We start from the raw sequence: 12,827 nt of genomic DNA, 5'->3' as shown, positions 1-12,827 counted from the left end.
ACATTTGGTCAGTGGAACTTACTCATTCGAATGCATGTGAGAAGGAGTTTCATGAAAATGAAACTCCTAATTTTATATTTGCTACTTGAAATTATATAAAGCTTTTATAACTTGCATCTGATGGCATTCTTAAATCCCCTCTAGGAGATAGGCTGATAGAACCAACCTTAGGACCATCAGGCAGAGCAGAACGCTTGAACTGCTGTGTAAAGAATCTTGTCATGAACTTATTTAACCATTTTAAAATTTCATCTTCAGAATATACATCTTTAAAGGCCACCTTAGCTAAAAATTCTATACGTTCCTTAGAAGCACCGTGCTTCATAAAGTTATATAGGAAAAAGTCATGGAGTTCATAAGGTCCAACTATATCCTCAGTCTTTTGTGTTATTTTGCCGTCTTTATCCTTTGGAAGCAGCTCAGGACTTACTGGAGTATCAAGAACATCAAAAAGAATTTTAGATACTTCTTCAGTGCTTTCATGCTCAGCAACATAATCCACTAGATATCTTACAAGAGTCTTTGGAATAGAGCAGTTTACAGAGTACATAGACATATGATCACCGTTATAAGTGCACCATCCAAGGGCTAACTCGGATAAATCACCAGTTCCAATTAAAAGTCCACCTTCTTTATTTGCAAGATCCATAAGGATTTGTGTTCTTTCTCTTGCTTGAACATTCTCATAGGTTACATCATGTTGATCTACAGGGTGACCTATATCTTTAAAGTGGTGTAAACATGCATCCACAATATTTATTTCTCTTAGATCTGTATCAAGGTTTTTGCAAAGTTCTAGAGCATTATTGTAGGTTCTATCAGTGGTACCAAAACCAGGCATTGTGATAGTTACTATGTTTTCTCTAGGTATTTTAAGCATATCGAAGGTTTTTACAACTACAAGCAGTGCCAATGTAGAATCAAGACCACCAGATATCCCAATTACTGCTTTATTAAGTCCAGTATGAGTAAATCGTTTTGCAAGGGCAGCACTTTGAATATTGAATATTTCCTTTGCACGTTTATCTCTTTCAAGAGGATTTGAAGGTACAAAAGGGTGTTTATCTACATATCTATTAAAGGTTTCAATACTTGTGCTATTAAATTTAAAGTTTACAGTATCCATTTCAAAGGGTACTAAAGCCTTGTTATCTCTAAAGCTTATATTCTTTAATCTTTCAGCCTTTAATTTATCAATATCAACAATTGTAGTGATAACTTCACTTTCACGATTAAATCTCTCATTTTCAGCTAACATTGAGCCATTTTCACTGATTAGTAGATGACCACTAAATAATACATCTGTACTAGATTCAAAAACTCCACTAGAAGAATAGATATAAGAAGTCATACATCTAGCACTCTGATTTCTTATAAGGTCTCTTCTATAGTCAGCCTTACTAACTAGCTCATTAGAGGAAGAGAGATTGCAAATTATATTACAGCCAGCAAGGGATAGAAAACTACTAGGTGGAATTGTAACCCATAGATCTTCACAGATTTCTACACCAACACAAACATCCCCACTTCTAAACATTAGGTTTGTTCCAAAAGGAATGCTTTTTTGGAATGGAAAATCTATTCTTCTTGAAGTTATGTTAAGTCCACTGCTAAACCAACGCTTTTCATAAAACTCAGAAGCATTAGGAAGATAACTCTTTGGAACAATACCAAGAATTTTTCCATTAAATATCATAAAAGCTGCATTATAGAGCACATCATCATACTCAAAGGGAGCGCCAACAGTGAATAAAATATCTCTATTCTCAGAATATACGCAAAGATTTTCAATTGCTATTTGAGATTTCTCTAGTAATCTTTCTTGAAAAAATAAATCACTACAGCTATATGAAGTTATGCAAAGCTCTGGGAAAACCAACACCTTAACTTCTTCATCAATAGCTTTATTAAGGCATTTTTTAATTTCGTCTAAATTGAAGTCCACATCAGCCACATTAGTAATAGGGCAGGCAGAACCAACTTTTATAAAGTTCATTAAATATCGCACCTTTCATATATTATTTTCCATAATATTAATTATATTTTATTTAAATACGCGTTCTTTTCTTAGTTTTTGTTGTTTTAGATTTATTACTCTTATTATTTTTAGTATGTATCTTCGATTTATTTAAAGATTCATCCTTTGAAGATTCTTTATTCTTAAGTTTAGGTGTACTATCGTTTGATATATGTTTTTGAATTTTATCAGTAGATTTGGTTATAGATGAAGATTTTTTTGCAACAGAGTATCCAAATTTTCCAATAGGAGTTGGATTTACACTGAAATATTCCCCATGAGAATATGTAAGCAAATCAGCCTTTTCAAAATGAATTTTACTACCCTTATCTATCAGGTTATCATCTACATGACAACTTACTACCTCTGCTAAAAATAAATCATGGGTGCCAAGGGGAGTTATAGATTTTACTACACACTCAAAGGCAACAGGGCACTGATCAATAATCCCACAGTTAATTTCCTTAGCTTCACTTAACGTAAGATTCATATCCTTAAACTTATCTGTAGTTCTTCCACTTCGCACTCCACAGTAGTCTACAGCTTTTACAAGGTTAGTAGAAGCTAAGTTTACAACAAAGGAGTTTCCATCTTTTATATAATCGTAGGATAATCTTTCTGGTCTAATGGCTACCGTAATCATAGGTGGCTTAGTACATGCAGTACCTATCCAACCAACAGTAAAAACATTATTCTTACCCTCAGAATTTCTACTAGTTATAAGTACTGAAGGTACTGGGTTTAGCATAATACTACCTTTAAAAGTAGTTTTAGACATAATATCACATCACTTTCTAATTTTAACACAATTTTATTGAAAATAAACTGGAATAGTATTTAACGGTTAAATTAAGAATTAAAAATTTAAAATTTAAGATTTAGAATCAGAAATTAACATTAAAAATATTGGAAATTAAAATTAAGGATAAAATCCTTTTGGGTTTTTAAGGAGTCAAATTTATAAACTAACTTGTAATAAATATAAATATAAATATAAATAAATAATTAAAGTTATTAATACTCCATATGTATTATATAGCAAAGAGGGCATAATTATCAAAAAACAATAAATATTTATAGGATTAATTAGGTTACTTAAATATTAGGTTATAGTTTAAATTGAGGTTTGATAAGATTTTTATATTATTCCGATAAACCTATTCATAGACATGATTTACTAGAAAGTATTGTAATATGGAAGTACAAAAGCGGTAGCTTTAATAGTAAAATTTAAAATGGTATATACAGGGTACATATAAAAAGTGTGTCTAACTACCGCTGAATATAATTAATAAGTTAGTATTTGTATGGTTAGTGTTGATGATTTATATTTAAACTTATAATCTAAGCTAAGAGAGACTAAATTATATCAATGAAAAATATTACACTTAAACATGGTGAAAAGTTATTTTTTAAAAATTTCCATATTATATTTCAGATGGTCTTTGTTTTTCATTCCAATCATAGTTGAAAAAACACCATCAGTACTAGTCACATATTCGATTAAATCTTTAGGGGTTAGATTTAAATCATCTAAGTCCTCCATTTGATTTAGTGGTGAGCTTATAGTTACAGTAAGTCCAAGTTCCTTAGCAGCATCTATAGCAGAATATAATTCGCCACTCACATGTTGATTTTTAAAAGTTTTAGCCTTGGTATTTATCTTGTTATAAGGAAGTTGAATAAATTTAAAGTGATGATTATCTCCAGCTACACTGTGAACAATATTCATTACTTTTTCCATGGAAATATACCATGGAGAATCCATGTCAGAAATAAAGCAGTCCCAAGTAGCCATGCCATAGAAACGGATATGGCCAAGATCAACTTTACTTTCATAGAATTTTATTAGTTCCTTCAATTGATGGTAGAAAACTTCTTCGCCCAGTACTTGTCTAGAAGTTTCAGGGTCATGAATATAGTGAATATCGATAGTTTCAACACCAAGATTTTTTCGGCTTTGTTCTATAGTAAATTCATAAAAGTTAGGATGCATTGTAAATCTAGAATTGTCTATAATATTTAGGTCTTCATATTTTATAATTCCATTTTTAATTAGAACGTCATCTATATATTTTATTGGAGGAATTCCTTTAAGAATATCTCCAAAAATCTGACCACCCTTGGTTGAAATTATAATTTCATCACGGGTTAAAAGCTTCCTAGTAGAAATTAAATCCTTTAATACTATACCGATATCTACTTCAGAACGCATCCCACGATAGTTAACTGCTGTATCTATAAAGTTAATACCATTTTGTAGGCCTAAGGTTAAAGTGTCTATATACATATTTGAATCTTCATCAGAAAAATTCCCAAGGTGAGTACCTATAGCAATTTCAGAACCAGCAAAAAAGTCACAGTTTTTGAATGGGATTCCTCTAGAGTTAAAATAATTTTCAGTGTTATCTAATGTAGCATATCCACGTATCATAATAGTCCTCCTTAAAATAATATATTTAAAGCATATAGGAAAAATATCCAAAATAACAGACTGTTTATTTGAGTGGTGCTATGTTACAATTAAAGTATAGAGAGTAAGACTTTAGGTGAGTGTTATATTGTGGATAACACCTATCTAGAGTTTTTAATTTTATTACCATTGACTTGGAAAAAATTGGGTCATATAATCAAAGTGAACAATGTTCAGATGTGAGGTTATTTTAAATGAATAAATTTTCAGAAACTCCAAGAGAAGTAATACCTCAAGCGGCAAAAGAGATTGCAGTAGCACAAAGTATTTCATCAATTAGTATTCGTTCTGTAGCTAGCAAGTGAAAAATCCCTAGGGAGAATAAAAGAAAATGAGTTTTTTGGAAGAATAAGTAGACGTATTGTAGCGTTACTAGATTCAGAAGAAACTATAAATAGTGAAACCTGGACAGATACATTTACAAAGGAAAAATTAGCTGAATTTATTTTTACTAATATGTTAGCTATGCTTAAAAGAGGAGAAGTAGATATTGGCTTTTTCTTGGAAGGTTTAAAAAGAATGATTTATTAAAGTTAAATATAACTTATGATTATGCCATACCAGCGTATGGCATTTTATATACTTTGAAAATGAAATGAAATTAAGCTTTAAAGCGCAATAAACGAAACTATGAAATTTAATTATTGGTCAGATTAAAAGGCTATCTCAAGATAATTGAAATATGTTTTAACATGAGTTTAAAACATATTTAAGCTTGAGATAGCCTTTTTAAATTTAGCTATATTTTACATCATAGTTAAAGGTTTTACTAACAATGGATTAAAACATAGCAGTTAATTTATATCTTTTTTAAAGAGAGATATAACTTGGTCTAGTTTTTCATTAGTGATATTTTGTTGTTGCAATTTGATAATTTCATCTAATTTAGAATTAGTAACTTTAACACTTTTATTAATTTTGAAAATACATACAACTAGGCATACAAAACCAGCGATTGAACCAAGAACTATTAATATATTAAGGGAACTGAAAAGAAAAATAAGTGGGCTAAATTTGGACATATAGATTCCTCCTTATCAAAATGGATTTGTATAAGTATATAAGTTTCTGAGGATTAATATACTGATATAATTATATATATAAAAGGGGTAGTTTGCAGTATGTGGATTTTATTTATATTAATGTAATAAGTGTGCTAATATAATATTAATATTACATAGGGGGGAATCATTATGAAAATTTATATTTCAGCAGATATTGAGGGGATAAGTGGAGTAACAAATTGGGGATTTACCAATGAAGGTGGACATAATTATGAAAGAGCTAGAAAGCTTATGACAGAGGAGGTAAATGCAGCGATAAGAGGGGCAAAAGCTGCAGGTGCCAGGGATATATTAGTTAATGACTCTCATGGACCAATGACTAATATTCTTATTGAGAATATTGATGAGGATGTAATTTTAATAAGTGGAAATAAAAAACTTCTGGGTATGATGGAAGGCATAGATGAAACCTTCGATGGAGTTTTTCTTGTAGGTTATCATGGTAGACATAATACTCCAGGGGTTCTTGCACATAGCTATAATGGTTCTGTAGTATCGGAAATTAAGATAAATGGGGAAGTTGTTGGAGAATTTGAATTTAATTCTTTGGTGGCTGGACATTTTGGTGTTCCTGTAGTTATGGTTTCTGGAGACGATGTTTTAACATCACAATCTAAGGCTTTTAATAAAAATATTGAAGCAGTACAAGTTAAAAAAGCCCATAGTAGATATGTGGCAGAGTGCGTGCAACCTAAGAGAGTTCATAAACTTTTAGAAGATGGCGCAGTTAAAATACTTTCTTCAAATTATAAAGAGGTAATAAAACCAAATGTTATAAAAGGGGAAATTGATCTTGAAATAGCATTTGCAGATAGTGGAATGGCAGAGGGAACTCTATGTATTCCTGGGGTAGAGTTAATAGCTCCAAATAGAATAAGATATAGAGCTAAAGATATATTAGAGGCTTATAAAATTAGAGGCGGATTAATAACTCTAGCTGGAAGTTGGATAAGATAATCGAATAAGGAAAGGATAGATTTATCTATATACGGAGATCATCTTTAGTACAATTAAACCAAAAAGTTTAGTCGATATTTTTAAAGCAAAAGCTACAATTACTTATAATAGGCACTAGCCTATAGAGTAATTGTGGCTTTTTAATTTAAATTTCCCTATAAATACATATGTGTGTGGAGTATAAATAACCATATAGAATATAAAGCTTTTTTTATAGAGTTTGCATAGGTTAAGGTAAAAGAAGCATAAATAGCAATATAGAATATAAATTATTAGAAATTAACTTAAGTTGACACAAGATAACTAGTTGTTATTGGGTTTATAAATTGGTATACTTTAACGACAAAATAAATTATAATATAACAAATTGCGATAAAACAATATAGGGAAGCAGTGGTGTAAAAATAAATTATAAGATAACAATAAGGAGATAATAAATTGAAGAAAAAAATAATCATATTATTGATTTTTATTTTAATTACTATAATAGTTGGAGTAGGTATATTCAAAAATAATAATGAAGTAAATAGAATCAAAGATAAAAAACTTACGGTTGCAATGTCTGGTACATATTATCCATTTACATTTTCAAGTGGAAATGAGGTAGAAGGTTTTGATGTGGATGTTTGGAATGAGATAGGGAAAAGATTAGGGTATGACATTGAGTTTAAAACCGCATCATTTAGCGGGCTATTTGGGATGTTAGATTCAGGAAAAGCAAGTACTATTTCAAATCAGATAACTGTAACACCAGAAAGGGAGGAGAAGTATTATTTTTCCGACCCATATGTTTATAGTGGAGCACAGATTATAGTGAAAAAGGGAAATAGTGAAGGTATCAATTCATTTGAAGACTTAAAGGGAAAAACTGTAGGTGTAGACCTCGGCAGTAATTATGAGAAAATAGTTAAGGATAAGGATATAAATAATGAAATTGAGGTTATTACATATCAAAGTACTGATGCGGCCTTTAATGATCTTATGTTAGGTAGAATTCAAGGGGTAGTGGTAGATAGAATTTCAGCCCTAGTTACAATAAATGAAAAGGGCTTGGAACTAGAATTGGTTGGAGAGCCAATAGAAGAAATTTACAATGCGTTTCCGTTTCAAAAGACAGAGGAAAATAAAGCATTGGTAGAAAAAATAAATCAAGTTCTTTCTGATATGAAAAATGATGGAACTTTTGAAAAGATATCTAAGCAATGGCTAAATACAGATATTACATCAAATGGTTCGGAAAGTTATTTAAAAAAATTAATGTTGTCGGTGATGGAAGGACTTAAAACTACCATATATCTTACAATAATATCTATGGCAATAGGGCTTGTGATTGGAATATCAATAGCGGTTATAAGAGTGTTTAAGATTCCAATATTGAAACAGATAGTTGGAATACATGTTTCATTCTTTAGAGGAACACCTCTTTTAGTTCAATTATTCTTATTGTACTTTGGACTTCCACAAATAATTCCAGCACTACAGAATATGAGTGCCTTTACAGCTGCATATATAGGTCTTGGGCTTAATGCGTCAGCGTATATTGCGGAAACATTAAGAGGGGCAATTGAGGCCATAGATAGGGGGCAAATGGAGGCTTGTTTGTCTATGGGAATGACTAAATCACAAGGGATGAGAAGGGTAGTGCTTCCACAAGCATTTAGGATAGCGATACCATCACTAGGAAATATATTTGTTGATAATGTTAAGGGGTCATCATTAGCATTTACACTAGGAGTTACAGAAATTTTATCAAGGGCCCAGATGAGTGCGGCTGCTAGTTATAGATTCTTTGAAAGTTATATAGTTATTGCTATAGTATATTGGATACTAATAGGTATTGTTAACTATTTTCAGAGGTTGCTAGAAAGAAAAATTTCAGCTTATTAAGGAGAGTTTAGCGAATGATAAGTATTAAAAATTTAAAGAAGACCTATGGGAAATTAGAGGTTCTAAAAAATATAAATTTAGAGGTTGAGACTGGTGAAGTTGTAGTAATAATAGGTCCATCTGGTTCAGGCAAATCTACATTTTTAAGGTGTTTAAACTACTTGGAGGTTCCAACAGAGGGTGAAATAACCATAGGAAGTGCAAGCATAAATGCAAAACATATTAATAATAATGAAGTTAATAATTTAAGAAAACAGTCCGCTATGGTTTTCCAAAATTATAATCTATTTAATAATAAAACGGTTATTGAAAATATAATGGAGGCTTTAGTTTTAGTGAAAAAGTTTAGCAAAAAAGAAGCTGAAAATATTGCCAGTGAAATGCTTGAAAAGGTAAATATGGGTGAGAAAAAAGATGTATATCCTAAAAACTTATCAGGTGGTCAAAAACAGCGTGTTGCTATTGCTAGAGCTATGGCAATAAATCCAGAGGTTATATTATTTGATGAACCTACATCAGCTTTGGATCCAGAACTAGTAGGAGAAGTATTAAGTGTAATAAAAAACTTAGCAAAAGAGCATCTAACTATGATAATAGTTACCCATGAGATGGGATTTGCTAGGGATGTTGCAGATAGAGTTATATTTATGGCGGATGGAATAGTTGTAGAAGCTGGAAAGCCAGAAGAAATATTTCTAAATCCTAAGAATGAAAGAACAAGAAAATTTTTAGCTAATGTAAAAGGTTTATCAAGTGAAAAGTAGACGTGACTAAAAATTAAGATTATATGTATATAAATTATATAAATTATATACATTATATAATTTATATTAAAATAACTTTAATTCAAGTTTAAATAGGTTAATAAAATGAAGTTTAAATATCGATAATAATTTAAGAATAATTAAACTACATGAAGGTTAAACTGTATGTGGTTTACTTATATAGATTCAAAAAGTTACTAAGGAGGAATTTTAAATGGTAAAATCAGTTGTTCCAAATGAATTTAAAAGTGAAATAGCAAGTGGGGTTGCAGTTGTAGACTTTTCTGCAACTTGGTGTGGACCATGCAAAATGTTAGCACCAGTGTTCGAGGAATTAGGAAAAGAGATGGAAGGGAAGGCTAAATTCTTTAAAGCGGATGTGGACGAGTGCAGTAAGATAGCACTAGAGTTTAAGGTTGTTTCTGTTCCAACTATAAAAATATTTAAAGATGGTGAAGTAGTAGATACAATGGTAGGATTTTCACCTAAGGAAGTTATTAAAGCAAAAATAGAAGCTCATATCTAAAAATGTCTATAAATTTATTAATTGAATAAAATATTAAAGGTTGGATGATATTTGAAATAGTATCATCCAACCTTTAACTTATATAATTGTGTATTCAAAGTTTTCGAATAGAACGTGGGTTCCTTCTTTTATTTCCATTGGAAGTAAAGCTAAGGCAACCTTATTTGTATTGTTATTTTCATCTCTTAAAATAGCATAATCACCATCAAAGGAAACTACTATGTAATTTACCGGTATCATTTAAAACACTTCCTTATTAAATAGATTTATTTTAGGTCTAGTAGCTGTAACGCCACTATCTTCTTTTAAATTTGGAATAATAGGGTGCGAAACCTAGGTGAGTTCTTATGACATTCATCTAGAGTGAGATGGTTTTGAAAAATAAACTCCGGGTGAATATAAGAATCATTTGATATAGGAATTATATATTTAAACAGTCTGAATTTCAAGAATAAATTATAATATTTAATGTATACGTAACAATGGTTACATACATACTTAGTGTATGTATGTATAATTAGACTATAATATAGGAGTTTAACAAATAAAATTTAAGGGGGATTTTCAATGAAAAGAAAAATAATAAAAATACATGAAGAAAAATGTAATGGATGTGGATTATGTGTTACGGCTTGCCATGAAAAGGCTATAGAGCTTGTAGATGGTAAGGCTAAACTTGTAAGTGATATATATTGTGATGGATTAGGGGATTGCCTCCCTAACTGTCCAACGGGAGCTATTGAAATGATTGAAAGAGATGCAGATGAATACGATGATGATGCAGTGAAGTCAAGAATTCAAGAGTTGAGTGAAAATAAGGATCAGGAAGCTAAACCAAAGGAAGAGAAGAAGATGCCTTGTGGCTGTCCGGGTACTATGGCAAAGGCTATTGAAAGAAAAACTATAGCAACATTACAAACATCAACTAAAAAAGTAGAAGATATAGAAAACAATCAATCAGAGTTAAGACAGTGGCCAGTGCAACTTAATTTAATAAATACAGTAGCACCATACCTTAAAAATGCAGATTTATTAATAGCGGCAGATTGTACAGCATATGCTTATGGAAATTTTCATAAAGAGTTTATGAAGGATAAAATAACTATAATAGGCTGTCCAAAGCTAGATGATGTTAAGCATTACGAGGATAAAATAGCTGAAATATTAAAGAGTAATAATATAAAGAGCATAACTGTAGTTAGAATGGAAGTTCCTTGCTGTGCGGGAATAGTTTCGGCGGTTAAAAATGCTATGCTTAAGTCACAGGTAATTGTACCATATAATGAAGTTACTATTTCAAGTGGTGGAGAGATTATAAAATAAATAAAGAGGTTTTTAAATTATATAATCATAATATATGAAACAAAAAATAATTAAAAAAGGAACTATCTCGTTTGAGATGGTTCCTCTATTATTATCTTCTTTTGTTTGAAATTTCTATATTAACTTTTCTTTTTCCAAACATTTGACCTTTAGCGTTACTCATTATAACATCTACTAGGTTTGTAGGTACATCTACGAAGGCAAATTTGTCTAGAATATCAATTCTACCAATTTCTTTACCTTTAACTCCAGCAGTGTTGTCTAGGAATTCTATAACATCTTTAGTTTTTGCTTTATCAAGCTTACCTATAGATAAGAATAATCTAGTAGTTTCTTCAACTTCAGAAGAACTATCATCTGAGTAGTTACAGTTTAATTCTCTATCAAACATAAGTTTAAGAAGAGAAGCTGCAACATCTTCTGCACCATACTCTGTTATAAGTTCTTTAGCCATTGGTAAGAAGTTGTTATAAGAATCTTCTTGTAAAACATTTGATATGTTTTCAAGTAAGCTTCCTGATTTAGCAGAGAATATATCAGCTAAAGTAGGAAGTTCTTTCTTATCAATTTTGCTCTTTGTATGATTTTCGATTTGTCTTATGAAAGACACTTCTTTTCTTGTAGCAAAGTTATAAGCAATACCTTCTTTGTTTGCTCTACCAGTTCTACCAATTCTATGAACATAAGATTCGATATCTTGTGGTAGGTCATAGTTGATAACGTGAGTAACATTTTCAACGTCAATTCCACGAGCAGCAACGTCTGTTGCTATAAGGAAATGTAACTGACCATTTTTAAATTTAGCTAAAGTGTTCATTCTTTGACTTTGCTTCATGTCTCCATGCATACCTTCAACGCTATAGCCTTTGCTATGTAATGAATCAACTAGTTCATCTACACCTTTTTTAGTCTTACAGAATAGGATAGTTGTAGTTGGATTATCTACATCTAAAACTCTGCAAAGAGAATCAAACTTGTTAGATGAATTAACTAAGAAGTATGATTGCTTTATTTTAGAAACAGTCATAGATTTCTTAGCGATTGCTATGTGTTGAGTATCTTGCTTCATGTAGTTTTTAGAAAGCATTTTAATTTGTCTTGGCATCGTTGCAGAAAATAAAAGTGTTTGTCTTTCTTCACTTAAGTTAGAAAGGATACTTTCGATATCTTCAATGAATCCCATGTTTAACATTTCGTCAGCTTCATCTAAAACTAAGAATTTTACATCTTGAAGTTTTAAAGTTCTTCTGTTTATGTGGTCTAGTATTCTACCTGGAGTTCCAACTACTATGTCTACTCCTCTTTTAAGTGCACTAAGTTGTCTATCAAAAGATTGACCACCATATATAGGAAGTATTTTATACTTCTCATATTTGCAAAGTTTTGATAGTTCTTCACTAACTTGGATAGCAAGTTCTCTTGTTGGAGCTAATATAAGTGTTTGGATAGCTCCACCCTTTGGACCCATTCTACTAAGAATAGGTGCTCCAAAAGCAAGGGTCTTACCTGTTCCTGTTTGCGCTTGACCTATTATATCGTAACCCTGTAAACTTACCGGAATGCTTTTTTCTTGTATATCACTAGGATGTTCAAAATTTAAGTCAGTTATAGATCTTAATATTGAATCCTTAAGTCCAAGTTCATCAAATTTAATTTTTACCATTCATATTCCTCTTCTCTTTCTCTTTCTTTAATACATCTTATAGTAACATAGTATATATATAATAGCAAATATAAAAATGCGATTTATGTCTGCTATTGTAGCTATATACATAAAAAATGTTTAGGTGGTAATATAAAACTCTATTACATTTCT

General features: G+C 30.8%; 11 protein-coding genes. 5 read left to right on the top strand and 6 right to left on the bottom strand.

The annotated features are described in order from the left end of the window. Nucleotides 1-91: 91 nt before the first annotated feature. The 4 genes from RSA29_RS00195 to RSA29_RS00180 form a co-directional block, all read right to left on the bottom strand. The gene (locus RSA29_RS00195) at nucleotides 92-1,996 is read right to left on the bottom strand and encodes an NAD(+) synthase (RefSeq protein ID WP_346941909.1); all 1,905 of its coding nucleotides are present in this window, start codon (nucleotides 1,994-1,996) and stop codon (nucleotides 92-94) included. A gap of 52 nt (nucleotides 1,997-2,048) precedes the next feature. Further along, entirely contained in the window at nucleotides 2,049-2,795 is a 747-nt protein-coding gene (locus RSA29_RS00190) for a flavin reductase family protein (protein WP_346941910.1), read from the bottom strand. Nucleotides 2,796-3,422: 627 nt separating this feature from the next. Then, a complete protein-coding gene (locus tag RSA29_RS00185; protein ID WP_346941911.1) occupies nucleotides 3,423-4,451 on the bottom strand; it encodes an aldo/keto reductase in 1,029 nt (342 codons plus the stop codon). Between the two features lie 833 nt (nucleotides 4,452-5,284). Further along, nucleotides 5,285-5,512, bottom strand: coding sequence for a hypothetical protein (locus RSA29_RS00180; RefSeq protein WP_346941912.1), 228 nt, complete (start codon nucleotides 5,510-5,512; stop codon nucleotides 5,285-5,287). Nucleotides 5,513-5,683: 171 nt separating this feature from the next. Between RSA29_RS00180 and RSA29_RS00175 the strand changes: the two genes are divergently transcribed. The 4 genes from RSA29_RS00175 (at nucleotide 5,684) to trxA (ending at nucleotide 9,688) form a co-directional block, all read left to right on the top strand. Then, entirely contained in the window at nucleotides 5,684-6,511 is an 828-nt protein-coding gene (locus tag RSA29_RS00175) for a M55 family metallopeptidase (RefSeq protein WP_346941913.1), read from the top strand. Nucleotides 6,512-6,949: 438 nt separating this feature from the next. Next, nucleotides 6,950-8,398: an ABC transporter permease subunit gene (locus tag RSA29_RS00170; protein ID WP_346941914.1), complete on the top strand. Its 1,449-nt coding sequence runs from the start codon at nucleotides 6,950-6,952 to the stop codon at nucleotides 8,396-8,398. Between the two features lie 14 nt (nucleotides 8,399-8,412). Next, complete coding sequence (locus tag RSA29_RS00165) at nucleotides 8,413-9,162, top strand: amino acid ABC transporter ATP-binding protein (RefSeq protein ID WP_346941915.1); 750 nt, start codon at nucleotides 8,413-8,415, stop codon at nucleotides 9,160-9,162. A gap of 214 nt (nucleotides 9,163-9,376) precedes the next feature. Continuing rightward, on the top strand, nucleotides 9,377-9,688 hold the full coding sequence (gene trxA / locus RSA29_RS00160) for a thioredoxin (protein ID WP_346941916.1): 312 nt from the start codon (nucleotides 9,377-9,379) through the stop codon (nucleotides 9,686-9,688). A 78-nt stretch (nucleotides 9,689-9,766) separates the two neighbouring features. On the opposite strand, the gene RSA29_RS00155 is transcribed toward trxA, so the two are convergent. Then, nucleotides 9,767-9,928 carry a DUF3006 domain-containing protein gene (locus RSA29_RS00155; RefSeq protein ID WP_346941917.1) on the bottom strand — a complete coding sequence of 54 codons (162 nt, stop codon included), beginning with the start codon at nucleotides 9,926-9,928 and terminating at the stop codon, nucleotides 9,767-9,769. Nucleotides 9,929-10,255: 327 nt separating this feature from the next. Between RSA29_RS00155 and RSA29_RS00150 the strand changes: the two genes are divergently transcribed. Continuing rightward, nucleotides 10,256-11,011, top strand: a complete 756-nt coding sequence (locus RSA29_RS00150) for a 4Fe-4S dicluster domain-containing protein (RefSeq protein ID WP_346941918.1) — start codon at nucleotides 10,256-10,258, stop codon at nucleotides 11,009-11,011. A 91-nt stretch (nucleotides 11,012-11,102) separates the two neighbouring features. Here the strand turns inward: RSA29_RS00150 and RSA29_RS00145 are convergent, their stop codons facing one another. Further along, on the bottom strand, nucleotides 11,103-12,674 hold the full coding sequence (locus tag RSA29_RS00145; protein WP_346941919.1) for a DEAD/DEAH box helicase: 1,572 nt from the start codon (nucleotides 12,672-12,674) through the stop codon (nucleotides 11,103-11,105). Nucleotides 12,675-12,827: the final 153 nt, after the last annotated feature.

The sequence above is a fragment of the Clostridium sp. genome (assembly GCF_036660475.1).
Taxonomy (GTDB): Bacteria; Bacillota; Clostridia; order Clostridiales; family Clostridiaceae; genus Clostridium_J.
This window is presented reverse-complemented; position numbering and strand designations above follow the sequence as displayed.

Bases quoted from the DNA above. Each gene is read 5' to 3' on its own strand.
- RSA29_RS00190 (WP_346941910.1), bottom strand. From the start codon at position 2,795: ATGTCTAAAACTACTTTTAAAGGTAGTATTATGCTAAACCCAGTACCT.
- RSA29_RS00195 (WP_346941909.1), bottom strand. From the start codon at position 1,996: ATGAACTTTATAAAAGTTGGTTCTGCCTGCCCTATTACTAATGTGGCT.
- RSA29_RS00150 (WP_346941918.1), top strand. From the start codon at position 10,256: ATGAAAAGAAAAATAATAAAAATACATGAAGAAAAATGTAATGGATGT.
- RSA29_RS00185 (WP_346941911.1), bottom strand. From the start codon at position 4,451: ATGATACGTGGATATGCTACATTAGATAACACTGAAAATTATTTTAAC.
- RSA29_RS00175 (WP_346941913.1), top strand. From the start codon at position 5,684: ATGAAAATTTATATTTCAGCAGATATTGAGGGGATAAGTGGAGTAACA.
- RSA29_RS00180 (WP_346941912.1), bottom strand. From the start codon at position 5,512: ATGTCCAAATTTAGCCCACTTATTTTTCTTTTCAGTTCCCTTAATATA.
- RSA29_RS00155 (WP_346941917.1), bottom strand. From the start codon at position 9,928: ATGATACCGGTAAATTACATAGTAGTTTCCTTTGATGGTGATTATGCT.
- trxA (WP_346941916.1), top strand. From the start codon at position 9,377: ATGGTAAAATCAGTTGTTCCAAATGAATTTAAAAGTGAAATAGCAAGT.
- RSA29_RS00165 (WP_346941915.1), top strand. From the start codon at position 8,413: ATGATAAGTATTAAAAATTTAAAGAAGACCTATGGGAAATTAGAGGTT.
- RSA29_RS00145 (WP_346941919.1), bottom strand. From the start codon at position 12,674: ATGGTAAAAATTAAATTTGATGAACTTGGACTTAAGGATTCAATATTA.